The sequence below is a fragment of the Marinomonas algarum genome (genome assembly GCF_020532605.1).
GTDB lineage: Bacteria > Pseudomonadota > Gammaproteobacteria > Pseudomonadales > Marinomonadaceae > Marinomonas > Marinomonas algarum.
In genome coordinates this window covers 1-25,475 of the sequence record NZ_JAJATW010000007.1, presented here as the reverse complement: position 1 = coordinate 25,475, position 25,475 = coordinate 1, and the positions used below count along the sequence as shown (strand labels likewise).

The window sequence follows — 25,475 nt, the reverse complement described above, 5'->3', positions numbered from 1 at the left end:
TTTGTAATCTATTCCCCTTGGCATAGTAGTGTCAATGGTCATGGCAAAGACACGTTTCCAGCATGATTACCGCTTTCACTCATTAAACAGCACATAGATAGGAAGTATTGATGGACATTATTGGGCACATTATTGGAGGCAAGTCCTCAGCGGACGCGATGCGTACGCAAGACGTATTTAACCCTGCGACCGGTCAAGTGGCAAAGCAAGTGGCCATTGCGTCAAAAGAAACCGTTGAGGAAGCCATTGCTGTTGCGCAAGCTGCTTACCCTGAATGGCGCAATACTCCGCCCTTAAAGCGTGCTCGTATTATGTTTAAATATAAAGCCTTACTCGAAGAGCATGCTGATCGTATTTGTGAGCTGATTGGTGCTGAGCATGGCAAGATTTGTCATGATGCCGCAGGTGAGTTGCAACGTGGCATCGAAAACGTGGAATACGCTTGTGGCGCCCCTGAGTTACTAAAAGGCGAGTACAGCAAAAACGTTGGTCCAAACATCGATTCTTGGAGCGAATTCCAGCCATTGGGGGTCGTTGCAGGCATTACGCCCTTTAACTTTCCTGCCATGGTGCCCCTATGGATGTTCCCGATGGCCATTGTTTGTGGCAACACCTTTGTGTTGAAGCCTTCTGAACGTGATCCAAGTACGGCGTTGTTTATTGCTGAATTGCTGCATGAAGCTGGACTGCCAGCGGGCGTATTCAATGTAGTGAACGGTGATAAGGTCGCCGTGGATACGCTTCTTGAAGACAAGCGTGTGAAAGCGGTGAGCTTTGTGGGATCAACCCCCATTGCGGAATACATTTACAGCAAAGCCAGCGCCAATGGCAAGCGTTGCCAAGCCTTAGGCGGCGCAAAAAATCACGCCATTGTGATGCCGGACGCCGACATGGACAACGTGGTCAGTCAATTGTTAGGCGCGGCTTTTGGTTCGTCTGGTGAGCGCTGTATGGCGTTGTCGGTTGCGGTTGCGGTCGGCAAAGAAGCAGGGGATGCGCTGATTAGCAAGATGAGCGATGCGATGGCGCCTCTAAAAGTAGGCGAATGCTCCGATAAGAGTAATGATTTTGGTCCTGTGATCACCCAAGCCCATAAAGACAAAGTGGTGGGCTTTATTGACAGTGCCGAAGCGCAAGGCGCGACGGTGGTGGTGGATGGTCGTCATCCTCACGTCGCAGGGTATGAATCGGGTTTCTTTGTGGGGGCGACCTTGATTGACGGGGTAACAAAAGACATGGAGAGCTACCAAGAAGAAATTTTTGGCCCTGTTTTGCAAGTGGTGCGTGTGGAGACCATGGAAGAAGCCATGACGTTGATTAATGACCATGAATACGGCAACGGTACGTGCATTTTTACCCGAGATGGAGAAGCCGCACGCTACTTCTCAGATCATATTGAAGTGGGTATGGTTGGTATTAACGTGCCCCTACCTGTGCCGGTGGCTTATCACAGCTTTGGCGGTTGGAAACGTTCGTTATTTGGTGATCTGCATGCTTACGGCCCAGACGCAGTGCGCTTTTATACAAAACGTAAAACCATTACTCAGCGTTGGCCTTCCGCTGGTGTACGTGAAGGTAAGAGTTTCGCTTTTCCTTCTTAGTTTTCTGGGAACCGTTTACCTTTGGTAAACGGTTCTGTTTTTTCTTTGCACCTCCTTTGCCCTCTCATTTCGCAGTGCTATGATGTTTTTTTCTTTGTGCTGGGTGCGTCATGACTTCTCCAAAAAATATTGTTCGAACGATGCCGTGGTTAGGTTTCCTCGCCATACTCTTTTTGAGTGGTTGCTCGTCCTTTTTTGATTCCCCAGAAAGTACAGCCTATCAAAAAGCGAAGTATTCGCCACAAAGTTTGCAGATCGAAGTGGAGGGCAACACGGCTTATGTATTTGGTGTGCTCGGCAGCGACTTGGTTGACTCCTTGAAAGACATGGTGGAAGCACACCCTAATGTGACAGACGTCATGCTAGTAGATGTGCCAGGTTCTCTTGATCAACAAGCAACGATGGAAGGGGCGCGTCTTATTCGTCGTTTAGGGTTGAATACGCACATTGCGCCGACGGGTTATGTCTTGTCTGGTGGCGTTGACTTATTTCTAGGTGGGGTGAATCGCACCATAGGCTCTGGCGCTGGCGTCGGTGTTCATGCTTGGTCAGACGGTACGACAACCACAGCCGAAGAACTGAATATGGCCGATCCGGTTCACGCTGTCTACGTGAATTTTTATTTAGAAATGGGCGTACCAGAACGCTTCTATTGGTTTTCACTCGATGCCGCACCTGCTGAAAGGGTCTATTTCTTGTCACCAGAAGAGGTGTACGATTTCCAATTGGTGACGCAATAAACCTTTCACGGATTGACTCACGCAATACACCCAATGTGAGGATGTATTGCGTGCCAGCTTAGGCTTTTTTGCCCTGCGCTTTGTTTGTCCTGTGCTTTATTTGTATTTGTGGTTAGTTTTCAAAAATCGCATCGAGCGCTTCAGACAAGCGGTCAACACCAATCACCTTCATGCCTTCAATAGGCTTTTTCGGGCAGTTGGCTTTGGGGACGACCGCACGGGTGAAACCGTGTTTGGCGGCTTCGCTGATGCGCTCTTGGCCTGAGGGTACAGGTCGTATTTCCCCTGATAACCCAACTTCCCCTAATACCACCAGGTCGTGGGGCAATATACGATCACGAAAGCTTGATACCACAGCGGCAATGGCGGCTAAATCGGCACTGGTTTCCAATACCTTTACACCGCCAACGACATTAAGGTACACGTCTTGATCAGAGGTCAGTAAACCACCGTGTTTGTGTAATACGGCCAGTAACATCGCTAAGCGATTATGATCAAATCCAACAGTGACGCGTCTTGGGTTGCCTAAGGCAGAATCATCCACAAGGGCCTGGAGCTCAACCAGCAGTGGCCGCGTTCCTTCCCATACGACCATCACTAGACTGCCGGCAGCAGGCTGATTACTGCGGTTGAGAAAGATTGAACTGGGATTTTTGACCTCTTTAAGGCCATTTTCCAGCATGGCAAACACGCCTAACTCATTGATGGCACCAAAGCGGTTTTTCATCCCGCGTAAGGTACGAAAGCGAGAATCTTCGGAGCCTTCTAGCAAAACAGAACAATCCACCATGTGCTCAAGCACTTTTGGCCCAGCCAAAGAGCCATCTTTCGTGACGTGACCAACGAGTAATACCGCGGTTTGTGTTTGCTTGGCAAAACGCGTTAACACCGCAGCGCTTTCGCGCACCTGCGACACGCTGCCAGGTGCGGATTCGACGCCATCAAGGTGCATAACTTGTATGGAATCAATGACCATCACCTTGGGTTTGACCTGCTGAGCAATGGTCAAAATGGCTTCGACGTTGGTTTCCGAGAGCATTTTTAGGTTCTGTGTCGGCAAGCCAAGACGTTGGGCGCGCATGGCCACTTGTTGCAAGGACTCTTCCCCAGTGACATACAATGCCGCCTGCTGCTGCGCTAACCAGCACATGGTTTGCAACAGTAAGGTACTTTTACCCGCACCAGGGTGGCCACCGATCAGTACTACGCCGCCGGGCACTAAGCCGCCACCGAGTACGCGATCGAACTCTTTGGCACCAGAGCTAAAGCGTGGCACATCGCCTAAATCCACATCGGATAGATTCTGAATGCCGGTTACCGCCCCAGCGTAACCCTGATAGCGTGGGTCTTGTGTCGCGGAAACACGGGCGGAGGTTTTGCCTGACGTTAAGCGTATTTCAGACAATGAATTCCATGCTTGGCAGGACGAACATTGTCCTTGCCATTTTGCGTAGTCTGCACCGCATTCATTGCAGACAAAAGCGGTTTTTATCTTAGCCATAATCGTCCTTGTTTATTATTTCTTCTTCCAATTTAACGCATAAAGATCAGTACGACGATCTTTTAAGTTGTTCACTGACCCTTCGCTGCGAGTGAGCTTTAACTTGTCTAAGTCTAGATCAGAGAACATGATCATCTCGGTATTGGCCGTGGTTTCTGCCATAACCGCATCGTGGGGATAAGAGAAGTCAGACGGTGAAAAGACCGAGCTCTGTGCGTATTGAATATCCAAGTTTTCCACTTGAGGTAAGTTGCCGCAACTGCCACAAATGACCACGTAACACTCGTTTTCAATAGCGCGAGCTTGGGCACAACGACGCACGCGTAAGTAGCCATTTTTGGTGTCTGTCCAGAAAGGGACAAACAGAATGTCCATGTCTTGCTCTGCCAGTAAACGCCCCAGTTCTGGGAATTCCACATCGTAACAAATTAAGATGCCTACACGTCCTGCATCGGTGTTGAACACACGGATTTCATTGCCCCCTTGGATAACCCAATCACGACGTTCGTGGGGGGTAATGTGGATTTTTCTTTGTTCTTCCACGGTGCCGTCACGGCGACACAAATAGCTGACGTTGTACACAATGTCATCTTCGATTAATGGCATGGAGCCGGTGATGACGTTAATGTTGTAGCCGACAGCAAACTGTGACATCTCGTTTTTAAAGCGTTCTGTAAAACTGGCCAAAAAGCGAATGGCTTCGGTTTGGTTGCTTTGATCTGGGCTTAATCCGATAAGTGGCGCGTTAAAGAATTCGGGAAAAAGCACAAAGTCACTTTTGTAATCGGATACGGCATCAATAAAGTATTCAACCTGTTTGAGCAGTTCATCAACGCTTTCTACTTCCCGCATTTGCCATTGAATGGCGCCGATACGCACCTGAGTTTTACGGGAACGAATGACATTGGTGTCGGGCTCAAAGAAGATGTTTTTCCATTCCAGTAGCGTGGCATACCCTTGAGACTTTTCATCTTCCGGCATATAGCGCTTTAACAAACGGGTGACCTGAAAGTCATTCGATAATTGAAAGGTCAAGATGGGATCATAGATGCGACGCTCTCGAACCGCTTCTAAGTATTCTGCGGGGTTCATTTCATGGGCGTGTTCGTGGTAATTCGGGATACGACCGCCTGCCAGAATGGCACGGAGATTATGCTGACGACACAAGTCTTTTCGAGCTTCATAAAGTCGACGACCAAGACGGTAACCACGATATTCTGGTGCAATCAACGCATCCAAACCATACATGGCATCGCCTAAGTCATCGTTTAAGATGTTTTCTTTTTGGTCGATTAAGTCATCGTAGGTGTGAGGGTTACTGAATTTTTGATAACTGACTTGAACAGAGAGGGCAAGGCCGACGATTTTGCCGTGGTCTTCTAAACAGATTTGACCTTCAGGAAAGTCCTTAATCAGTTTGTGTATGGTGTGTTCAGGCCAAGCGCCACCAATGTCGTGATACACCTTATCCATGAGCGTTTTGACCTGGTCGTAGTCGTTGTTGGTAAGGTTACGTATGGTTAAATGTAGATCTTCTTTCATAGAACACAGTGTCCTCTGTTGAGTCGTATCGGCAAGGCCATTTTTGCAGCGGCTAGGAGGTCGTTGTCCAATGGGTGCCAGATGAATAGGGTGGAATAATACGCTGTCTTTGAAAAAACAAAACCCCCGCCAAGGCGAGGGTTTTGTATTTTAACCAAGTGGTTAAACGATTAGCTTATTTCTTGCTGAATTCTGGGTACGCTTCCATACCACATTCAGAAAGGTCAACGCCTTCGTATTCTTCTTCTTCGCTAACACGAACACCCATGATGGCTTTGATGACCAACCAAACAACAAGGCTTGTTACGAATACCCAAACGAAGATGGTAAGAGCACCAGCGATTTGTCCGCCGAAGGTAGTGCCATCGTTAGTTAGTGGCACAGCTAGCAAGCCCCAAAGACCAACCACACCGTGAACAGAGATGGCACCCACTGGATCATCGATTTTAAGCTTGTCTAGTGTCAGGATAGAAACCACAACGATCACGCCACCCACAATACCAATAAGCGTCGCACCCAGTGCGGTTGGTGTATCTGGACCGGCTGTGATAGCAACCAACCCCGCCAATGCACCGTTAAGCAACATAGTAAGATCGGCTTTGCCAAACAAGATACGTGCGATAAACAAGGCACCAATAGCACCACCGGCTGCGGCCGCGTTTGTGTTCAAGAACACCATAGCAACCGAGTTTGCGCTGGCGATGTCGCCCAGTTTCAAAACAGAACCACCGTTGAAACCGAACCAGCCCAACCAAAGGATAAAAGTACCCAATGTTGCAAGGGGTAGGTTTGCACCTGGGATTGCACGTACTTCACCGTTTGGACCGTATTTGCCTTTACGAGCACCAAGTACTAAGACACCAGCAAGCGCTGCAGAAGCACCAGCCATGTGAACGATACCGGAACCAGCAAAGTCAGTAAAACCAAGGTCACCTAGGCTAAACATACCAAAGACAGAACCACCGCCCCATGTCCAGTTACCTTCCATTGGGTAGATGAAACCTGTCATAACAACCGCGAAGACAAGGAATGCCCACAGCTTCATACGTTCAGCCACGGCACCGGATACGATAGACATGGCGGTTGCAACAAACACCACTTGGAAGAAGAAGTCTGATGCACCAGAGTAGATAGAGCCGCCTTCGAAGCCACCGTCACGACCAGCGAAGTCCGTTAAAGTAGATGCAACGTCTACGTCTTGGATGCCAGAAAGGAACCACTCGCCACCGTACATGACAGAGTAGCCACAAATTAGATACATGATGCAAGAAATGGAAAACAAAGCCACGTTCTTGGTAAGAATTTCTGTGGTGTTTTTAGCACGTACTAAACCGGCTTCCAGCATGGCAAACCCAGCTGCCATCCACATAACGAGTGCGCCACACACCAAGAAATAAAAGGTGTCCATGGCATATTGTAAATGAAAAATTTGATCTTGCATGTTTCGCCCCCCTAAGGCTTATATAAGTCGGCTGTGATTAAACAGCCTCGACGCCCGTTTCACCGGTACGAATACGAACCGCTTGCTCAAGGTTAACGATAAAGATTTTACCGTCGCCGATTTTGCCTGTATTTGCTGCACTCGTAATGGCTTCAACCACTTGGTCCGTCATGTCGTCTGCAATGGCAAGTTCAATTTTTACTTTCGGTAAAAAATCGACGACATATTCTGCGCCACGGTACAGTTCTGTGTGGCCTTTTTGACGTCCGAAACCTTTGACTTCTGTGACGGTGATCCCTTGAACACCAATCTCAGAAAGTGCTTCTCGAACATCATCGAGTTTAAATGGCTTGATGATGGCAGTAATAAGCTTCATACCCACTGTCTCCTTAAAAAGTCAGTTTTATTGTCGTATCGCAGGTAACAAGCTTTATTCAATATGCGTGCCATCTATGAGTAAGCCTTTGTATTAAAGGCTTTGTCAGGATTATGTTGGTATTGAGACAGAAAAAGTGCTCACCATGAACGGATTTAGTGCGGCATATTGGGCTGTTTGTGTTTTAAGATGCATTTTTTTGGTGCGTTCTAGGTATGGGCTTTTTACTTTGAAGCGTTAACGTGTTGAAACTATTGTTTTTTTAGGGTGCTTTGAGGGAAGTGTTTTTTTCGCACCAAGTGATCAACGAGCAGGCTGAGTGGTTTTCTTTTTCTCGGAGATCCTACTGAAACGCACAAAAAAGAGGCGATTTACAAAGCCTGTATCGATCGATCCTCAGTGTATTTTGCGACTGGCTTTCTATACTATTTATGACTAACCCCTTACACTTAATGACTATGGTCAAACATACGCTGTATGCATTGTTGTGTTAATTGATATAGGAACGAGGATGTCATGATAGATCAGTTTATAAAGCAACTGGGAACCGGTTTAGAGCAAGCGGCTGAAACGCTGGGCAAATTACCAAAAGAAGAGATTCAAGTGCACCTTCATGAGGTGGCCCGTAATACTTTGAGTAAAATGGACTTGGTTACCCGAGAAGAGTTTGAAGTGCAGGAAGCGATGTTGGCGAAGTACCGCGAAAAGCTTGCGCTATTAGAAGCCCGTCTACAAGAGTTAGAGCAAAACCAAGAATAGAGTAGGGCATGACAAGGTATCTTGCCCATAAACAGTGTGCTGGCAACGGGGTGCTTGTATCATTTCCAGCCTTGTTGCCAGTTTTCGACAGAAGTTAAGTCTTGCCAAGGCAGTTGATATTGGTTTTTATTGATAACCGCTTCTAGAATACACGCTATAACGACCTCGTTTTCGTCCCGATGCAGCTTGGTCACAATAAAATGTTTTTCTTTTTGTTGTGGCGAGTTGGATGTCCATTTCGATAAGAGCAGTTTGTTTGGGTTAATACGGTGAGGTTTGGTTGTTGTCATACGAGCCTCTTTTTTGTCGATAAACAAGAATGAAAATGTACGGTGCGCATAAGAATACGCACACATTCACTGGCCGGATTGCCGATGGATGTTTAGAAACAATGACGATCAAGGAGTGATCATGAGTCTTGCGACGATTTATAGCCGCGCCCGTGTTGGCGTGTCTTCCCCCCTAGTTACCGTTGAAACACACATTTCGAATGGTCTACCAGCGCTTAATATTGTTGGTTTGCCGGAAGCGGCGGTGCGAGAAGCAAAAGACCGTGTGCGCAGTGCGATTATCAACAGCCATTTTGAGTTTCCTACTCGACGAGTCACCATTAACCTTGCACCCGCCGATTTACCCAAAGAAGGGGGGCGCTACGACCTTGCTATTGCGATCAGTGTCTTGGTCGCTTCTGGGCAGTTAGGTGATATTGAGTTGAGAGAGACAGAGTTTATTGGTGAGCTGGCATTATCGGGTGAAGTGCGAGGTGTGCCAGGATTATTGCCTTCTGCGATTGCTTGCCATCAGGCGCATCGTCAGCTTATTTTGCCAGAAGACAATCAACAAGAAGCGGCGCTTGTGGAAAGTAATGCGGTGTTTGCTAAGCATTTAACGCAGGTAACGGCACACTTACTGAAACAGGCTCAATTACCCACCTGCGTTTCTTTACCCAGTGATGCCCCTCTTCCTGACCACAAAGATATGCGTGATGTAAAAGGCCAATATCAGGCACGACGAGCCCTTGAAGTTGCCGCAGCGGGAGGGCATAACCTGTTATTTATCGGTCCTGCTGGAACGGGAAAGACCATGTTGGCTTCTCGGTTACCCAGCATTATGCCTACGATGACAGAGGCTGAAGCCTTGGCTGTTGCGTCGGTGCAATCAGTCGCGGGTCGGAAAATGGGGCTAGATTGGCACTGGTCAGAACGTCCTTTTCGGTCGCCGCATCATTCTTGTTCGGCGGCCGCCTTGGTAGGAGGAGGATCCATGCCTAAGCCTGGAGAAGCGTCATTAGCCCACTGTGGGGTATTATTTTTAGACGAATTGCCCGAGTTTGATCGAAAAGTGCTCGAAGTACTGCGTGAGCCCTTAGAAAATGGTGAAGTGCATATTTCTCGTGCGCGAAGCCAAGTGACTTTCCCCGCTCGCTTTCAACTGGTCGCTGCGATGAACGCCAGTAATGAAGCCTACAGTGGTGGGCAAGATTACTATCAATCGAGCGCTAGCCAAAAATACCTCAAAAAACTTTCGGCCCCTTTTTTAGATCGAATTGACTTGCATGTGGAAGTGCCACCTTTGCCTTCAGGGGTGTTGGTTAATGCGCAAGAGGAAGGTGAGTGCAGCGATCAAGTGCGACATCGAGTCGAAAAAGCGGTGGAACGTCAGCGTAGTCGACAAGGTGTACAGAATGCATTGCTCAGTGGCCGGCGATTGGAAGCCATCTGTGCGCTTAGTGAAGACGACAAAGCGTTTATGCAACATGCGCTTGAAAAACTTAAGCTTTCGGCACGGGCTTATCATCGGGTGCTTAAAGTGGCGTTAACTTTGGCGGACTTGAACGGTTCACCCGTGACCAGAGCACACCTTATGGAGTCGTTGAGTTATCGGAAGATGGAAAAGACACTGGCTTCTGCAGTGTCTCATTAAGGAAATTGTTCGTATTAACATTTTTTTGGTAAAACTGTCAGTTTGGTAGAACAATCAGTGTGGTAGAACTGTCAGTGCGACCAAATTGTGGGCTCAGATAATATGACTTTCTGAGCCCACTAACGCTTTACTCTGGCTCTATCATGAAATGATCAAAGAATTGAGCCAACTCATGATGAGCACTTAAAGGAAGAATAGTGGCAACATGCTGATCTGGTCGTACCACAACCACACAGCCTTTTTCTGTATTGATGCCTCTTAGGCTATAAGGGTCGTGTTTAGCGGACTTTTGGAACACTTTTTCATAGTCATGTAAGCCATATTTCCCTTTAGCTGGCCATAAATACTCAGGTAAGTCATGCATTGATAAATCTTCTTGTTGGAAGATCGCATAGGTATCAATAACTGAGTCAATATCGGCGCCACTTGGTGTATATTTCACCACAGGGGAAGTGTTGTCTTTTGCCAGATAGTCAATCAACTTAAACACTTCTGAAGACGTGTCTGTTGGCTTTTGCTCTCCGCCAAAGACAAACAAACGCCAGCGCCCATCCGCTTTCACCAAGTGCCCAAGGTGTTGGATACGACCATCTGCTGTTCGTTGAGCCTCAACAGAGTGAAAGCGCTGACCGATGTTAAACCCAGTCGCCAATGCTTGATTTTCTTGACCGGTACAAAGATAAGAGGGGTAATACTCAATGGATGCGCCAGAAACAAAACCACTCTGACGCTTCATAAAGGCTTCAATTTTGGCTGTGTCTACTCTTGCCTGATCAGTATTTTCACCTGCTGCAGGTCGTGTAGCAACGAGCTTAGATAACTCACGGTCTGCATCAATCAGTTGTTGAGCAACTTTGCGACGTTCTGTTTCATAGGTATGAAGCAGTTTAGAGTCACATTTGCCTTGCAAGACAGACGCTAACTTCCATCCTAGATTAAAGGTATCTGGTAAAGATGTATTGAGCCCCCATCCTCCTTTTGGACTGTGGGTATGGCAAGCATCACCCGCTACAAACGCACGAGGAATGATGTCTTCTGAGGAACCAAGTGGGCGATTATCAAAGCGCTCTGCAATGCGTTGCCCAACTTCGTAAATAGACCACCAAGCGACTTCTTTGACATCAAGTTTGTATGGATGAAAGATTTTCTGGGCTTTTGCGACCAAATCTTTTTCTGTCAATTTTACATCACTGGCGCGCTTGTCCTTGTCAATATGATCTAATTCCACATAGAAACGGCAAAGGTAACCACCTTCACGAGGAATGGTCATCACAGCACCATGATCTTTAGATTGTATAAAGCTCTTCACTCGAATATCAGGGAAGTCTGTATTGAGCAATATGTCCATGACCCCCCATGCTTTATTGGCGGAATCGCCTTGCATATTAATGCCTAAGCTTTTACGAACACGACTACGGCCACCATCACAACCGACTGCATAGCGAGCTTTTATGGTTTCAAGTTTTCCGTTGCCTGCTTCATCAATACGTTTAAAAGTGGCTGTGATTGGATAGGCAGCTAAATCTTGGGTTAAGTCTTCATCTATGACTAAATCAACAAGTTCACGGCTGTAGTGGGGTTCTAAATGGGTAACGGTATTGCGCATACCGTCAATTAATAATTCATGTAGACGTGCTTGGTTTACGATACCGTGTGTGAATTCAGATAACCCTGCTCTTGCGTCAGAAATTTTCTCGGTTCGCTTTATGTTATTAGGGTTTTCAGTATCTGGTTCCCAGAAAGTGTTTTGCTTCAACTGGTAAGTTTCCTTCACAACCATTTCACTGCTGTTAAAGGCTTCCATGATTTCTATAGTACGACATGAAATGCCGTCGGCACGGCCGAAAAGTAATGGCCCCGGTGCCATGTCCACAATGCATGTTGTGATGTCATCAAACTCTGACATTTGTCTTGCCATCGTCAGGCCAGCAGGGCCTGTACCAACAATTAAAACATCTACTTGCTCTGGCAAGTCGACAATTTCGGGATTGGGATAAGGCTTGCGAGCTTTATCAGAAACTTGGTAGTTACCGGGCTTAAAACCATTCAAATGATATTGCATTACTATGATCCTCTGATTTTTATAATTCAAAGCTACAACATAGAAATATAATTAACATGTTAAGTTGATTGCTGTCAATGAATATAAAATGGCCTACTAGACTGGTTTATATTAAGTACACCAACGAGTCTTAGTAGGGGAGGGTGTTCACTGTGTTTGGGGCTTTCACTGTATTCGGGAGTCCCGTTGAGTTATCGGAAGATGGAGAAGACGCTGGCTTCTGCAGTGTCTCATTAAGGAAAAAATGCGCATTAATATTCAATGTGATGCTGTTTTAATGAGAAGCATTTCTATACAATCAGTACCCCTTTTTTCTTGCTTGCGTCTGTGGGTTACGTCGCTGTTTTTGTTCTTTTTTTGATGGGCATTAATAAGTTAAGCAACGATTAAATGGATAAAAAAAATAATGATTAATCTTTGCTTGTTTGGTTAAGTCGAAATGATGAACCTTACAGCATAAATGGAGTTTTATAGTATGGTAATTCAGCTGTTTCCCCTCTGGGCTTTGTTGTTGTCGGCCGTCGCGTTTTTCCAACCTGATTGGTTTGTCGGTTTAAAAGGGCAAATCGTGCCACTGTTGACCATTATCATGTTGGCAATGGGTTTGACATTAAGCCCAGCCGATTTTAAGCAGGTATTGAAAAATCGTACCGCTATGGGTGTTGGGGTGTTATTGCAATTTCTAGTGATGCCCATTGCTGCATTTGGCGTGGCGTTGGCGTTTGGTTTTGATACCGAACTGACAGTGGGAATGTTGCTCGTGGGAAGTGTAGCGGGCGGTACCTCGTCGAATGTGATGTGTTATCTAGCCAAAGGCGACACGGCTTTATCGATTTCCATGACAGCGATTTCCACTCTAATAGGCGTGATATTGACGCCACTTTTGGTGTCTCTGATGATTGGTCAAAGTGTCGATGTGCCTGTTGCTGGTATGCTGATGAGTTTGTTTAAAATCGTTCTTTTGCCTGTCGCGGGCGGTGTGTTGATTAATACCTTTTTCTCACAGTATGTGCGCAAAGCCGAACCCATTTTTCCTTATGTGTCTATGTTTGCGATTGTGCTGATTATTGCCATTGTAGTGGCGTTGAGTGCCTCGAAGATTATTCAAGTGGGCGCTGTGATTGCCGCCGCAGTGATTATTCATAATGCGATTGGTTTGACTTTGGGCTACTGGGTAACAAAATTACTCGGTTTTGATACCAAAGTAAGTCGCACAATTGCGTTTGAGGTTGGTCTACAGAATTCCGGCTTAGCCGCGGCACTGGCGGTGCAGTTCTTCACACCAATGGCGGCTTTGCCTGGTACTTTGTTTAGTGTATGGCACAATATTTCAGGTTCGCTTTTGGCAAGTTATTGGAGTCGTCGTCCTGTTGAAAATGAGACGTCAGATTAGTTAACGACTAAAAAGAGAGTAAAATGGCTTAACACCTATCAAGCCGTTTTTGGGTCTTAAATTTGGGTTTAAAAAGGAAGCGATTCGCTTCCTTTTTTTGTTCGGGGCAGTAAGTTAACACGGTGCGAGGAATGTCGATGTCGGTTACACTTAGGGCTGTTTTTCTACCGCTTTAGAGCCAGGTTTTTTCCATGAGTCAGTCTTTACCATCTATTTCCCAGCGTCTGCGCAATTTGAATGAGCGTCAGCTTGATGCTGTAAAAAAGATTGATGGTCCTCTGCTTGTGTTGGCGGGTGCAGGTTCAGGTAAAACCAGTGTAATTACGACAAAAATCGCGTATTTGATTCAAACCTGTGGCTTTAAAGCCAGTAGCATTATTGCGGTGACCTTCACCAATAAAGCCGCTCGCGAGATGAAAGAGAGAGTGGTTGGCATGCTGTCAAAAGCCGAAAGTCGAGGCTTGAGTATTTCGACCTTTCATAATCTGGGGTTACGTATTTTACGCAAAGAATTTCGTCGCGCAGGCTTAAAAGAAGGCTTTACGCTGTTTGATGCGCAAGACTCGTTGAGCTTGGTAAAAGAAATTTTAGATAAGGAATTCAATGGACAAATGGATTCTGCCGCTTATTGTCAGCATACGATTTCGAATTGGAAAAACGACCTGACTACACCTCAAGAGGCCATGACCAACGCCGACACGGAGGAGTTTTTGTTGGCGGCGCAGGTATATGTGCAATATCAGCGATATTTGCGTGCTTATAATGCGGTGGATTTTGATGACCTTATTTTGCTGCCCGTCAGTTTGCTTATGGCTGATCAAGAGTTACGGGACCGCTGGCAGAAAAAAGTACGTTATTTGCTGGTGGATGAGTGCCAAGACACCAACGCCAGTCAGTACGAATTAATTCGTTTGTTGGCGGGTTTTCGTTGTTGTTTTACCTTGGTGGGGGACGATGATCAGTCTATTTATGCGTGGCGTGGCGCTCGCCCTGAAAATTTAGAGCGCTTATCAGTGGATTACCCAACGCTTAAATTGGTTAAGTTAGAGCAAAATTACCGTTCAACCAAGACCATATTAAAAGCCGCTAACACGCTGATTGCCAATAACCCACACATTCACGATAAAGCCCTGTGGAGTGACCATGAAGTAGGGGACCCCATTCGCGTGATGGTGACTCGTAATGAAGATTCGGAAGCAGAACGTGTTGCGGCAGAAATTCAGAGCCGTCATCTTCGTCATGATATTCCGTACCGAGATTTTGCTATTTTATATCGTGGTAATCATCAAGCGCGCTTGTTAGAAATCAAGCTGCAAGCTTATCGTATTCCTTACAAAATGAACGGTGGTACGTCATTCTTTGCACGCGCTGAGATCAAGGATCTGATGGGGTATCTGCGCCTTTTAGTGAATCCATCGGATGATAATGCTTTTTTACGTATTGTGAATTTGCCACGTCGAGAAATTGGACCGGCTACGTTAGAAAAAGTGGGTAATCTGGCTGCTGAACGAGGAATCAGCTTGTTTGAGGCATCGGGCTATCAAGAGCTGGAAGAAACAGTGTCGGGTCGCTCACTTAAAAGTCTACGGGAATTTGAACACTGGCTGTCTACCTTGCGTCAACGATTAGAGGGTGCATCGCCCGTGCCTGTCATCGAGCAGATGATTCACGATATGGATTACTATGGCTGGATTCAAGAACAAACGTCCTCTTCAAAAGCGGGTGATCGTCGTATCGAAAACGTGCGCTTTCTGCTGGAGTCTATTCAGCGCATGATGGAGTCCGCATGGGAAGAAGATGAAACGGCCGGTCTGGATCAGGCGATTAGTAAGTTGCTATTGATTGATATGCTAGAGCGTCAGGAAGAAGAGGAAGACGAAGATAAAGTGCAACTATTGACCTTACATGCTTCCAAAGGGCTTGAGTATCCTCATGTGTTTTTACTGGGTTGTGAGGAGGAGCTTTTACCTCATCGTAACAGCATTGAAAGTGATGATATTGAAGAAGAGCGTCGGTTGGCTTATGTGGGAATTACACGGGCGAAAAAGACCCTGTGCATTACCATGGCATCAAAACGTCGCCAATATGGTGAGGAGATAGATTGTTTGCCGAGTCGATTTTTAGACGAGTTGCCGGAAGAGGATTTGGTTTGGGAAGGACGAGGTGATGAAGGTGAAAGTGCGAAAAGGGAGCGTGGACAAGCCTCATTATCAGCACTCAAAGCCATGTTGAATGGTTAACCCGTCTGATAAACGTGCTATTTGGTGCTGTCGATCATAAATTGAATAGTGTTTTCCAGCTCTTGGTCCGTGCAGTCAGAACACATTCCCCTGGGTGGCATCGCTTTAATGCCGGTGATCGAGTTTTTCAGTAAAGTGGCCATACTTTTATTAATATGAGGTTGCCAGTCCGCTTTGCTGCCTAATTTTGGTGCACCTGCGACGCCGCTGATATGGCAGGCAACGCAGTAGGAGTAGAATATTTTTTCGCCGGAACGCTCTGCACTGGCTATGTTACTACTGGTAAGAAGCGCGAAAGCCAATAACCCAAGCGTCGCTTTTTTTAAACGCATTGCCGTAAAAAACATCCCTTACCCCAAATCAGAAGAAAAACGCTATTATCTAATGCTTTGTGTCATTAAGCACTGGAATCCTGAGTAATTTCCTTTAGAATACGCAACTTAAGTCAATATAGATTGCTTACTGCGTTACCAAGACATGCGCCCGTAGCTCAGCTGGATAGAGCGTCGCCCTCCGGAGGCGAAGGCCGGAGGTTCAAATCCTCTCGGGCGTACCACTTCTCCTATTAATTCAAAGACTTAGCCAGTAATTTTCTCTCTATTCTATCTAAATAAACGCATTTGCCTTTTAGGGGCTTTTTAACGGATTGACCCGTTACAACTTGTCTCATCTGCTTAAAGTGTTCGACAATGAGTTAAAGCTGTCGCCCCAACAACGCTACAACTTCATCAAGTGAGGTAAAGCGAACAATTCTGTCCACTTCTTCACCGTCTTTCAATAAAATCAGTGTTGGCCAAAGTTTTACGCCGAATTGGCGGCCCAGACGCTTGCCTTTGCCATCAAAAACTTTGATGTGCAACAGTGCTAGGTTTTCTTTCAAAGCACCTTCAACAGCGGCTTGAGAGGCTTGGCAATATTCACACCAAGGCGTACCGAACTCCAAAATAGAGTATCCACTAAGCGCCTGAATGTCTTCAAACGCTGGCGCTTCCTCTGAATAGTCGGGATTAAACCCTATTGTACTGGCTTGCATAGTATGACCTCTTATGAATTCTACATTTCAGCGATATTAAATATATCAGCATATTCCTCAGACTTCATTCCGAACTCACTGCATATCTAAGGGTGGTTTTCATAAAGAGTGCAAAGGCAGGGCTCTCTATTAACAGCAGAACACCAACCATCGTCTAGTCTTATTATTGTGTCGTATGTTCAATCTGATCTCATAAGGCCGGAGGTTCAAACCCTCTCGGGCGTACCATTCCTTTGATACTGCCCCTATTTATACCGCGTTAATAAAGAATATTCACCGCACCACTGACGGATTTTGCATTATCAATCGCTTGCTCAATATTTTCACCACGAGCAATGGCGACACCTAAACGACGACCACCGTTAATATTGGGTTTTGCAAATAAACGTATTTGTGAACCTGCGACTTTGCCTAGTGCATTGGCGACCTGTTCAAAGCGAATATCTTGTGATGTGCCATTGCCTAAAATTACGCTAGAAGCGGAAGGGCCATATTGTGTAATGTTACCAATAGGGAAGCCTAAAATAGCGCGCACGTGCAATGCAAACTCAGATAAGTCCTGTGATACCAAGGTCACTAACCCTGTATCGTGTGGGCGAGGGGAGACTTCACTAAAATAGACTTCATCGCCTTTTACAAAAAATTCCATGCCAAATAAACCACGGCCACCTAACTCAGTGACGACCTTTGTCGCAATGGCTTGTGCTTTTTGTAATGCCGTTTCAGACATGGCTTGTGGTTGCCAGGATTCACGGTAATCGCCATCTTCTTGTCGGTGGCCAATTGGCGCGCAGAAGTGAATACCATCCACCGCGCTCACGGTTAATAAGGTGATTTCATAATCAAAAGGCACGAAACCCTCAATAATAATACGACCTTTGCCTGTGCGGCCGCCTTCCTGAGAGTAAGTCCATGACGCATCCAAATCCGCTTCGCTTTTTACCACGCTTTGGCCTTTGCCTGAACTGCTCATAACAGGTTTCACCACACAAGGCAGTCCAATTTCTTTAACCGCTTGTAAGTACTCCTCTTTGGTATCGGCAAAAATATAAGGCGAGGTTTTCACACCTAGGGTTTCAGCGGTTAAACGGCGAATGCCTTCTCTGTCCATGGTCAACTTCGCAGCACGAGCCGTCGGTACAACATTAAAACCTTGTTGCTCCAATTCAAGCAAGGTATCTGTTGCAATGGCTTCCACTTCAGGAATGATAAAATCCGGTTTTTCTAAGCGGATAATGTCTTCTAAACGCTTGCCATCTAACATGCTGACAACATGAGAGCGATGTGCAATTTGCATGGCTGGCGCGTTTTCATAACTGTCCGCAGCAATGACTTCGATACCAAAGCGCTGCAGCTCTATGGCCACTTCTTTGCCTAACTCGCCTGAGCCTAATAATAATGCCTTCGTTGCACTTGCTGATGTTGCCGTACCTAAAATGGAATCTGACATGTAATTCACTCTTATATGGATAAAATGGTGAGATATTAGGTCGCAAATACTATCAGATAAGGCGATGGTGATTAAGAGGTTCTACAGCCATCATCCTACATAAACAACCGCTTGGTTATAAATCAACATACATGCTTACCAACGATTTTATGACAACATATTAACCGATTTTTCTGGTGCCCAACGGCTAATCTCAATGATTGTCATGAAGCATGTTGTCCCGAAAGGCCTTTGACTTTTGATATGTAATTTACTCTAAAAGGTGAATAAATGAATGGTTAATACACCGTTTTTAGGTTGTCCCATCGGGTGGTGTAAGCCGGCGATAAATGCTCTCTTTTCATCGACCACGTAGAAGAGGTGCCTTGCGATGCAAAAAAGACACGACCGAGTCCGCTCTGGTTGATCTGATCAACAACCGTCATGAGTGCCGCAGATTTTGCGCTGTGTGACGTGTTAAAAAGGTCGGACTGAAAGCACTTTCGCTCATAAAAATCTGTCAGCATGACACCTGCTTTTGCATAGCGAAACCCATCACGATAGAGCTGCTGAAAAATAGCGTTTGTGATCTCAAGTAAATCGCGTGTGTCATCCGTTGGGCTGGGCAGTTCTGCTGTCAGTGTTTTTGAGTACTGCGGCTCATCAGACACAAAGGGGCTGGTTCGAATAAACACGTTCACAACACGACAAAGACAGCCTTCGTCGCGTAGCTTCTCAGCGGCTCGGGTTGTGTACCTTGCTACGGCTTCACGCAGTGCGGCTTTATCTGTGATTTTATGGCCAAAAGAACGGCTGCAAACGATCTGCTTTTTCGTTGGGTGATGGCTTTCCAACGCCAAGCAAGAGATACCATTGAGTTCGCAAACCGTTCGCTCCAGAACAACGGAAAAATCTCGACGGATTGCTTTGGGGTTCGCATTTGCCAAGTCCAATGCGGTATGGATACCTTGTGCTTTTAAGCGCTGAGACAGTCGTTTGCCAACCCCCCATACCTCACTCACATCGACGATGGACATCAATCGACGTTGACGGTGAGGGCACATTAAATCCACGACTGAGCCGGTTGCGGGGTATTTTTTGGCAGCATGATTGGCTAATTTGGCCAGTGTTTTGGTCGGAGCAATGCCAATACCCACCGTAATACCAGTCCATTGGTCAATTTTTGCCTTGATGTGTTGATTAAATGTTAGCAGGTCTACGATCGGATCAAGTCCTGTAAGGTCCATAAAAGCTTCGTCGATGGAATAGATTTCTACCTGGGGCGCTTCTTCCTCCAGAATGGTCATCACTCGATTTGATAAGTTCGCGTACAGGGCGTAATTAGAAGAAAAACACACGATACCGTGTTGCTTAATTTGTTCTCTTATATGAAACAAAGGTACACCCATGTTAATGCCGAGTGCTTTTGCTTCTTTCGAACGTGCGACAACACAGCCATCATTATTGGACAATACCACCACAGGAGTGTGTTTGAGGTCGGGTCGAAACAGTTTTTCACAACTGGCGTAGAAGTTATTGCAATCGACCAGTGCAAAGGCCGTTTGCATTATTTGCGCTCGTATTTGCGGATAACACTGGTGACGACCCCAAAGATCTCAAGTCCAGATTCTTCGGTGATTTGAATGGCTCTGTATGCCTTGTTCCTCGGTTGCAGCAGTACATGAGGCTCTAGTTCCAGTACTTTTACCGTCATTTCGCCGTGAATACAGGCAATAACGGTGTCGCCATGGCGAGCGGTTAAAGATTTATCGACGAGTAAGACATCCCCAGATAAAATCCCCGCGTCGATCATAGAGTCCCCTTGTGTACGGACAAAAAAGCTTGCTGTGGGATGTGAAACACAATACTCATTGAGATCCAGGGATCGTTCGACGAAGTCTTGTGCCGGTGAGGGAAAGCCTGCCGAGACGCTTTCTGTATAAAGAGGAATACGCACACTGTTGGTATTGATAAAGGCTGTTGACTCAGCGACACCAAGGTAAGAAACACGCATAATAAAACCTAAAATACTGTATATATATACAGTATAGTTTTAATGACAGGAAAAGATCAACGCCTTTCTAAGGAGGAAAAAAGCCGTTTAGCGACCTGTTTACAGGTAAAATATCGTACTTTTCCATAGCAACACGATGAACATTATGACCCCAGAGATCTTTATTAAACGCCACTGCAGGGCGGATACGGTAAAACGAGAGCATGTTATTCAACCTTTATGGAGTGGGTACGGCGAGGTTGTCCGTTACTCTTTAACGGGGAAAGAAGCCCCTACGTCGGTAATCATTAAGCATTGTTCTTTTCCGAAGGCAGTGAATCACCCTAGAGGTTGGCACTCTGATCTTGCTCATCAACGTAAGGTGCGTTCTTACGATATTGAGCAATATTGGTATCGCAAATGGGCACCGAAATGTCCTCCATCTGCTCGTGTGGCATGTTGCTATGGCGATTCTTACAATGAAGACACAGGCCAACGTTTGACCCTACTCGAAGACCTAGACGCATCAGGCTACTCAGCTCGATACGAAGAGGGCAATATTGACCAGCTTATTGCTTGTATTCACTGGTTAGCGTCTTTTCATGCGCGTTTCCTCCATGAATCGCCAGCAATAAATTGGCCGCAAGGGTTGTGGTTAAAAGGGACGTACTGGCACCTGGATACTAGACCTGATGAATGGTCGGCAATGGCAAACGGTCGGCTTAAAAGCGCAGCAGCGGCGTTGGCTAAGTGCCTAGATCAAGCACGCTTTAAAACCATCGTTCATGGTGACGCGAAAGTGGCGAACTTTTGTTTCTCACCTTTTCATCAGCAAGTTGCAGCCGTCGATTTTCAATATGTTGGGGGCGGTGTTGGCGTTCAAGATCTTGCCTATCTTTTAGGCGGAGCCTTGTCAGAACAGGCTTTAGCAGACAATATGGATTACCTACTGGCGCAGTATTTTTCTGAACTGGGCCGTGAGCTAATGGCACAAGGCGAGTCTCAAGCGTTTGTTCATGATGTGCTAGACGAATGGCAAGCCTTATTTATGATCGCTTGGGCCGACTTCCATCGCTTTATTATCGGCTGGTCGCCAAGTCATACGAAGAATACTGAGTTCAGTCAAAAGCTGACGGAACAGGCGCTGGATCAGTTGTATGGGCAGTGAATATGGACACTCTTAGCTCACAATGGTATCACGGCCGTTTCTTTTTGCCTGATACAGCTTGTCGTCGGCGTGGCTAATAAGGTTGTGCAGTGACATGACCTTTACTTCACTAGAGTGAACCACACCAAAACTTAGCGTCACTGTTTGTTCAATATCGATTTATGTACGGCACTTAAATAAGATGGTATTGAGCTTTTTCAACACGTAACTCAAGTCGATATCGGGAAAAACCATAATAAACTCATCCCCACCATAGCGTGCCACAATATCGATATTTGAACGAGAATGTGCCTTTAATAGATGCGCTGTCTTAGTCAGTATCGCATCGCCAGTGGTATGTCCAAGTTGATCATTGATGCTTTTGAAGTGGTCGATATCACAAATTACAAAGACAAAAGGCAATCCAGATCGATGATGCTTCTTAATGATGTCGTCAATGGCGAGATTCATGCCTCGTCGATTATAGAGTTGAGTTAACTCATCCATCATAGAGGTCATGGTTAAAGATTCATTTTCCCCTTGTAATAGGGCGGTGCGATCCATCACTTTTTGCTCTAGATTGTGCATGACGTCTGACAAATCCGTTGCCATGGTGGTTAAGCCATGGCTGAGTGAGTTGATCTCATCAATACGGCTCAAAGGATGGGGTAACGATTTGATTCGCTCAAGACTGTTACCGTTGGCCGCGTCATTAAGTTGCTTAATGGGCTTACCGATGTAATGAGCGATAATAGAGCCAAGTAAACCGATAATACACAACAAAATAAACGTGATGAAAAGCAGATACTTCGCGTAGCCCATAAGCATGTTTTTATGATGCTCGTTGGGTATTAACGTACCAACAATCCATGTTTTATTGTGTGCAAGCTCAATAGGTCGTAAGAAATACAGGTATGTCTCGCCGTTCGCCGTCAGTGTCTGAGAACGACTGGCTAGGTATTGCCCTGCTTGTTGAAAAGCAGGGTTAGGGTGTGTTTTAAGATTCAGTCGAGTAAAGAAGCCTTGTTTATTGTCATATAAGGTCTCAGGTTCTGAGGATGCGATAAGGTTACCGTTGGTTTCAGCTAAAAAAACATAGGCCCCTTTTACCAGCGTTAATGACTTTAAAAAATCATCTAATTCAACCAGAGCAATGCTGGTGGCGGTAACACCCAGTAAGTCACCATGTTGATCGTAAATCGGCGCAGACAAGCCAACACCAAGAGTAGGGTGACCATAATAAGGGGCTATATCGCTCCAAACCACAGTTCCCGCTCTTTCCGCATCGCGATAAAAGGGGCGTGTTCTGGGGTCATAGGGGAATGTCGGATCGGAGGTGATTTTGTTGCCAATATAGGTCACAGGATCAAACTCGAAACCTTCCATCACTAATGGCTGGTGAACAAAATTGGCGGCAAGATTGTGTTTACCCTTAGCAATGGGGTCTTGAGACGAAGCTAGGTAATTCCCCTTGGCAGTAGCAACCGAAATAAAGGTCATTTGCTTATAGGGTTGTGCTTGCTCATAAAACCGACCAGCAACGGAGGATAAATCTTTCATCCACTCTGGGTGATGCTGAAAAGCGTTGGCGTTAATTTGAAGCGTACTGTTCAACGGCGCCATAAAGTTTTTGACCCGATCATGAGTGCGGTTTTCCACTTCTTGGATATATTGTTTGCCAACCAAGTAAGCCAATTCATTTATCGTCGATGAGGATAAAAGCACCATAAAAATGCCTGCAAGCAAAGCAAGCACCACAAAGGGGGCAATAATCAACCAGCGTAAATGAATTGTTTTCAATATCTTTCTCTTATCTGCAGGTGTTGCGAGGGCAATGACGACCTGACTTACTCTGTTACACCACCCAACCTAAAAGAATATTTAAGCATAAAACTAGATGATATGGGCAAAAAAGCGTCTAGTTGTATGGATAAGCTTCTATTGCACCACAATTGCGATCATTGATGAGGTGGTCTGTAGTAATGAAGTGACGAGTAATGACATATGGAAAAGATAGGTTCTTTGAGTAGAGTTAGCCCCTTTATTAAGGAAAAGGGCTAATGTGGAGTATCGTTCTTTTGATTAGATAGGACAGACAACGTCGTCAGGAAGAAGTGGTAAGTTTGCTTGATTTAATAAAATGGGCTGTTCCATAGTGCATTCTCGATTTGTCTTTACGCCGATTGAACAAGGCTAAGGCGCATTCTCGCTTGCTTTAGCGGCGAGTTAAGCCTTACGTAAAGCGAAGCTTTATTGCTTGCTGATGGCTTTACTTTGTTTGACAGATTTACTAGAGGGCGGTTTATTCTGGCTTTCAATATAGGCGGCCACTTGCTCCAAACTGCCGCCTCCACATGAAACTACGCAATAGCTTGGCGACCAGAATCGATCACCCCACAGTTTGGTGCGAACGCTTTCCCAATACTCTTTGCGTAGTACGTAGCTAGATTTGCCTTTCAACTTTCCGACCACATTTGATATCGCTACTTTAGGATGTGCCTGCACCATCAAATGCACATGATTGTCCTCAAAGCTGTACTCCATCAACTCGCATTGCATTTGATCGCAAGTCTCAGAAAACACCTCACGAAGACGTTCACCCATTTCTAAGGTAAAAACAGATCGTCTATATTTCGTAACAAACACTAGATGAACTTGGTTTTTATAAACACAACTTCTTCCTGTTCTCCATTCGTACATATTAACCTCATACTTGATTTAATAATCAAGATAGTTTAGTCTGTCCATACACACATTACAAGGCATCTTCCGCATGGCAATACGTGGATTTAGCATCAATATCTCTGACAAATTAAGTGGCCGTCAGGCTACTTGCTTTGCCCAGTGGATTGGTGCGTCCAATGTTATGCGCAATCAGAAGCTATCTGAGTATGTGAGCTTGCTTGCTGAGAGTAAGGGAGAACGCATCAATCAAGCCTACAGCCACATACGCACAAATCAGGATCTACCTTTCTTAAAGGAAATTCCTCCCCAAATTATGCGCAATGCAGCAAGCCTTGCGTTTTCTGACGTAGAAGCCTCTCGTGTAGGTTTGCGTAAGTTCCCCAAAAAGAAGGGGCGCGGCAAAAAGCGCAGCGCATTGATCACAAAAGAAATGTTCGTTCTTGAGCCGCTCAATGAAAACAAAACGCTCTTAACCTTCTTTGACAATGCGACTAAGAAACGGCAAAAGCTGTTTTCGATTCAACTAAGCTACGCACCAGATCAACTCTGTAAGCAATTTAGAGTCTCAAGATTGGGAGAAAAGTTTACTCTTTCTGGGTCATATAATGATGGTGTAGAACTGCCCACAAACGAAGTGCTGCTTGGTGGCTTTGCAGGCTGTAATGACGATGATTTACTTGCGCAGATCACAGGGATTGACCGTGGTGTCGTTCTTCCTGCCTGCACCAGTGAGGGCGCACGATATGCTTACAGCCCCACGCAGACCGCCAAACTAAAAGCGCTCAATAAGAGAAAAGCGCGCTATCAACGTATTTTATCGAACAAAAAACGCCTCAATAAAAACAAAAATAAGCACCGTTGCGAATCCAAGGGGCAACGGAAATTGGCCGTCAAGATTTCGAAATTAGACAGCAAAACGGCCAATATCCGCGAGAACTTTTGCCATACCATTTCTAAAGAAATCGTCATGCAGGCCAAGCCTATCATTAGCTTGGAAGATTTAAAGTTAGTCAACATGACGAGCAAGGCAAAGCCTAAGCGCAATGCAACAGGTCGCAAATACGTTAAGAATAATGGCAAAGCAAAAAGCGGCCTAAACCGTTCTTTGCTCAATGTGTCTCTTGGGAGGCTTGGCACGTACATCAAGTGCAAGGCTAGCGACCATGGAAAGGCGGTGGTCGAAGTAAACCCATCTTACACATCAAGAACCTGTCACGTATGCAAAACCAAAAACACCACCAGGCCAAATCAATCAACGCTGGTTTGCCTGAACGGATGTGGCACATTTCACGCTGACGAAAATGCAGCAAAAGTAATAGCACAACGCGCTGTGACTTACATCAAAGAGTCTACGTTTGCTGACAAAGCAAAAACTCGTAAGAAGACGGCAATTAGAAAGAAGAAGGCGGTATCCCCGCCACTGGTGAATGAGCTGTCATCAGTTAAAAAATCAGGAAAGTTAGAGGCTGTTTCTTCGGAAATGTCACCTTGTTTGTTCGCGCAAAAAAGCTGACGTCAGACCACCACTCGGTGGCAAGTCTTGCACCAACCTTTCTTACAACAAAGGACATTAGCTTAGGTTTTTGTCTTGGAAACTCGATAGCTTTAGC

General features: G+C 45.8%; 20 protein-coding genes, 1 tRNA gene and 1 pseudogene. 9 read left to right on the top strand and 13 right to left on the bottom strand.

Going from position 1 to position 25,475, the window contains the following annotated elements:
* The first annotated feature begins 110 nt into the window (after window positions 1-110).
* Together LG368_RS06010 and LG368_RS06005 are read left to right on the top strand one after the other, a co-directional pair.
* Window positions 111-1,601 carry a CoA-acylating methylmalonate-semialdehyde dehydrogenase gene (locus tag LG368_RS06010; protein ID WP_226753830.1) on the top strand — a complete coding sequence of 497 codons (1,491 nt, stop codon included), beginning with the start codon at window positions 111-113 and terminating at the stop codon, window positions 1,599-1,601.
* Window positions 1,602-1,711: 110 nt separating this feature from the next.
* Complete coding sequence (locus LG368_RS06005) at window positions 1,712-2,341, top strand: COG3904 family protein (RefSeq protein ID WP_226753829.1); 630 nt, start codon at window positions 1,712-1,714, stop codon at window positions 2,339-2,341.
* A gap of 112 nt (window positions 2,342-2,453) precedes the next feature.
* Here the strand turns inward: LG368_RS06005 and radA are convergent, their stop codons facing one another.
* The 4 genes from radA to glnK form a co-directional block, all read right to left on the bottom strand.
* The gene (gene radA / locus LG368_RS06000) at window positions 2,454-3,842 is read right to left on the bottom strand and encodes a DNA repair protein RadA (protein ID WP_226753828.1); all 1,389 of its coding nucleotides are present in this window, start codon (window positions 3,840-3,842) and stop codon (window positions 2,454-2,456) included.
* A gap of 15 nt (window positions 3,843-3,857) precedes the next feature.
* A complete protein-coding gene (locus LG368_RS05995; RefSeq protein WP_226753827.1) occupies window positions 3,858-5,384 on the bottom strand; it encodes a carbon-nitrogen hydrolase family protein in 1,527 nt (508 codons plus the stop codon).
* 175 nt (window positions 5,385-5,559) lie between these two features.
* Window positions 5,560-6,825, bottom strand: a complete 1,266-nt coding sequence (locus LG368_RS05990) for an ammonium transporter (protein ID WP_226753826.1) — start codon at window positions 6,823-6,825, stop codon at window positions 5,560-5,562.
* A 37-nt stretch (window positions 6,826-6,862) separates the two neighbouring features.
* A complete protein-coding gene (glnK, locus tag LG368_RS05985) occupies window positions 6,863-7,201 on the bottom strand; it encodes a P-II family nitrogen regulator (RefSeq protein ID WP_110576897.1) in 339 nt (112 codons plus the stop codon).
* A gap of 516 nt (window positions 7,202-7,717) precedes the next feature.
* On the opposite strand from glnK, the gene LG368_RS05980 reads away from it, so the two are divergent.
* Window positions 7,718-7,960, top strand: coding sequence for an accessory factor UbiK family protein (locus LG368_RS05980; protein ID WP_226753825.1), 243 nt, complete (start codon window positions 7,718-7,720; stop codon window positions 7,958-7,960).
* A gap of 59 nt (window positions 7,961-8,019) precedes the next feature.
* Here LG368_RS05980 and LG368_RS05975 read toward each other — a convergent pair whose 3' ends face one another.
* Window positions 8,020-8,250, bottom strand: a complete 231-nt coding sequence (locus LG368_RS05975; protein WP_226753824.1) for a TIGR02450 family Trp-rich protein — start codon at window positions 8,248-8,250, stop codon at window positions 8,020-8,022.
* A 121-nt stretch (window positions 8,251-8,371) separates the two neighbouring features.
* Between LG368_RS05975 and LG368_RS05970 the strand changes: the two genes are divergently transcribed.
* On the top strand, window positions 8,372-9,883 hold the full coding sequence (locus tag LG368_RS05970) for a YifB family Mg chelatase-like AAA ATPase (protein ID WP_226753823.1): 1,512 nt from the start codon (window positions 8,372-8,374) through the stop codon (window positions 9,881-9,883).
* Between the two features lie 127 nt (window positions 9,884-10,010).
* On the opposite strand, the gene LG368_RS05965 is transcribed toward LG368_RS05970, so the two are convergent.
* Window positions 10,011-11,945, bottom strand: a complete 1,935-nt coding sequence (locus LG368_RS05965) for an FAD-dependent monooxygenase (protein ID WP_226753822.1) — start codon at window positions 11,943-11,945, stop codon at window positions 10,011-10,013.
* Between the two features lie 475 nt (window positions 11,946-12,420).
* On the opposite strand from LG368_RS05965, the gene LG368_RS05960 reads away from it, so the two are divergent.
* Both LG368_RS05960 and rep read left to right on the top strand, forming a co-directional pair.
* Window positions 12,421-13,338: a bile acid:sodium symporter family protein gene (locus LG368_RS05960; RefSeq protein ID WP_226753821.1), complete on the top strand. Its 918-nt coding sequence runs from the start codon at window positions 12,421-12,423 to the stop codon at window positions 13,336-13,338.
* A 191-nt stretch (window positions 13,339-13,529) separates the two neighbouring features.
* Entirely contained in the window at window positions 13,530-15,578 is a 2,049-nt protein-coding gene (gene rep / locus LG368_RS05955) for a DNA helicase Rep (protein WP_226753820.1), read from the top strand.
* Between the two features lie 17 nt (window positions 15,579-15,595).
* Here the strand turns inward: rep and LG368_RS05950 are convergent, their stop codons facing one another.
* Complete coding sequence (locus LG368_RS05950; RefSeq protein ID WP_226753819.1) at window positions 15,596-15,925, bottom strand: c-type cytochrome; 330 nt, start codon at window positions 15,923-15,925, stop codon at window positions 15,596-15,598.
* A gap of 132 nt (window positions 15,926-16,057) precedes the next feature.
* Here LG368_RS05950 and LG368_RS05945 point away from each other — a divergent pair.
* Window positions 16,058-16,134: transfer RNA gene (locus tag LG368_RS05945), tRNA-Arg, on the top strand.
* 138 nt (window positions 16,135-16,272) lie between these two features.
* Here LG368_RS05945 and LG368_RS05940 read toward each other — a convergent pair.
* The 4 genes from LG368_RS05940 to umuD form a co-directional block, all read right to left on the bottom strand.
* Window positions 16,273-16,611 carry a thioredoxin family protein gene (locus LG368_RS05940; RefSeq protein ID WP_226753818.1) on the bottom strand — a complete coding sequence of 113 codons (339 nt, stop codon included), beginning with the start codon at window positions 16,609-16,611 and terminating at the stop codon, window positions 16,273-16,275.
* Window positions 16,612-16,870: 259 nt separating this feature from the next.
* On the bottom strand, window positions 16,871-18,061 hold the full coding sequence (purT, locus tag LG368_RS05935) for a formate-dependent phosphoribosylglycinamide formyltransferase (protein ID WP_226753817.1): 1,191 nt from the start codon (window positions 18,059-18,061) through the stop codon (window positions 16,871-16,873).
* A 278-nt stretch (window positions 18,062-18,339) separates the two neighbouring features.
* Window positions 18,340-19,608: a translesion error-prone DNA polymerase V subunit UmuC gene (umuC, locus tag LG368_RS05930; RefSeq protein ID WP_226753816.1), complete on the bottom strand. Its 1,269-nt coding sequence runs from the start codon at window positions 19,606-19,608 to the stop codon at window positions 18,340-18,342.
* Window positions 19,608-20,054 (bottom strand): translesion error-prone DNA polymerase V autoproteolytic subunit, encoded by a 447-nt coding sequence (gene umuD, locus LG368_RS05925; protein ID WP_226753815.1) that lies wholly within the window; start codon window positions 20,052-20,054, stop codon window positions 19,608-19,610. The genes umuC and umuD overlap by 1 nt, the downstream gene beginning before the upstream one ends.
* A 145-nt stretch (window positions 20,055-20,199) precedes the next feature.
* Between umuD and LG368_RS05920 the strand changes: the two genes are divergently transcribed.
* The gene (locus LG368_RS05920; RefSeq protein ID WP_226753814.1) at window positions 20,200-21,201 is read left to right on the top strand and encodes an ecdysteroid 22-kinase family protein; all 1,002 of its coding nucleotides are present in this window, start codon (window positions 20,200-20,202) and stop codon (window positions 21,199-21,201) included.
* Window positions 21,202-21,213: 12 nt separating this feature from the next.
* On the opposite strand, the pseudogene LG368_RS05915 reads toward LG368_RS05920, so the two are convergent.
* A pseudogene (locus LG368_RS05915) lies at window positions 21,214-22,566 on the bottom strand (sensor domain-containing diguanylate cyclase).
* Between the two features lie 864 nt (window positions 22,567-23,430).
* On the bottom strand, window positions 23,431-23,880 hold the full coding sequence (gene tnpA, locus LG368_RS05910; protein WP_226753813.1) for an IS200/IS605 family transposase: 450 nt from the start codon (window positions 23,878-23,880) through the stop codon (window positions 23,431-23,433).
* A gap of 73 nt (window positions 23,881-23,953) precedes the next feature.
* On the opposite strand from tnpA, the gene LG368_RS05905 reads away from it, so the two are divergent.
* On the top strand, window positions 23,954-25,378 hold the full coding sequence (locus tag LG368_RS05905; protein ID WP_226753812.1) for an RNA-guided endonuclease InsQ/TnpB family protein: 1,425 nt from the start codon (window positions 23,954-23,956) through the stop codon (window positions 25,376-25,378).
* Window positions 25,379-25,475 lie beyond the last annotated feature (97 nt).

Coding starts and splice junctions, on each gene's coding strand:
- LG368_RS06010 (WP_226753830.1), top strand. CDS start 111: ATGGACATTATTGGGCACATTATTGGAGGCAAGTCCTCAGCGGACGCG.
- LG368_RS06005 (WP_226753829.1), top strand. CDS start 1,712: ATGACTTCTCCAAAAAATATTGTTCGAACGATGCCGTGGTTAGGTTTC.
- radA (WP_226753828.1), bottom strand. CDS start 3,842: ATGGCTAAGATAAAAACCGCTTTTGTCTGCAATGAATGCGGTGCAGAC.
- LG368_RS05995 (WP_226753827.1), bottom strand. CDS start 5,384: ATGAAAGAAGATCTACATTTAACCATACGTAACCTTACCAACAACGAC.
- LG368_RS05990 (WP_226753826.1), bottom strand. CDS start 6,825: ATGCAAGATCAAATTTTTCATTTACAATATGCCATGGACACCTTTTAT.
- glnK (WP_110576897.1), bottom strand. CDS start 7,201: ATGAAGCTTATTACTGCCATCATCAAGCCATTTAAACTCGATGATGTT.
- LG368_RS05980 (WP_226753825.1), top strand. CDS start 7,718: ATGATAGATCAGTTTATAAAGCAACTGGGAACCGGTTTAGAGCAAGCG.
- LG368_RS05975 (WP_226753824.1), bottom strand. CDS start 8,250: ATGACAACAACCAAACCTCACCGTATTAACCCAAACAAACTGCTCTTA.
- LG368_RS05970 (WP_226753823.1), top strand. CDS start 8,372: ATGAGTCTTGCGACGATTTATAGCCGCGCCCGTGTTGGCGTGTCTTCC.
- LG368_RS05965 (WP_226753822.1), bottom strand. CDS start 11,945: ATGCAATATCATTTGAATGGTTTTAAGCCCGGTAACTACCAAGTTTCT.
- LG368_RS05960 (WP_226753821.1), top strand. CDS start 12,421: ATGGTAATTCAGCTGTTTCCCCTCTGGGCTTTGTTGTTGTCGGCCGTC.
- rep (WP_226753820.1), top strand. CDS start 13,530: ATGAGTCAGTCTTTACCATCTATTTCCCAGCGTCTGCGCAATTTGAAT.
- LG368_RS05950 (WP_226753819.1), bottom strand. CDS start 15,925: ATGTTTTTTACGGCAATGCGTTTAAAAAAAGCGACGCTTGGGTTATTG.
- LG368_RS05940 (WP_226753818.1), bottom strand. CDS start 16,611: ATGCAAGCCAGTACAATAGGGTTTAATCCCGACTATTCAGAGGAAGCG.
- purT (WP_226753817.1), bottom strand. CDS start 18,061: ATGTCAGATTCCATTTTAGGTACGGCAACATCAGCAAGTGCAACGAAG.
- umuC (WP_226753816.1), bottom strand. CDS start 19,608: ATGCAAACGGCCTTTGCACTGGTCGATTGCAATAACTTCTACGCCAGT.
- umuD (WP_226753815.1), bottom strand. CDS start 20,054: ATGCGTGTTTCTTACCTTGGTGTCGCTGAGTCAACAGCCTTTATCAAT.
- LG368_RS05920 (WP_226753814.1), top strand. CDS start 20,200: ATGACCCCAGAGATCTTTATTAAACGCCACTGCAGGGCGGATACGGTA.
- tnpA (WP_226753813.1), bottom strand. CDS start 23,880: ATGTACGAATGGAGAACAGGAAGAAGTTGTGTTTATAAAAACCAAGTT.
- LG368_RS05905 (WP_226753812.1), top strand. CDS start 23,954: ATGGCAATACGTGGATTTAGCATCAATATCTCTGACAAATTAAGTGGC.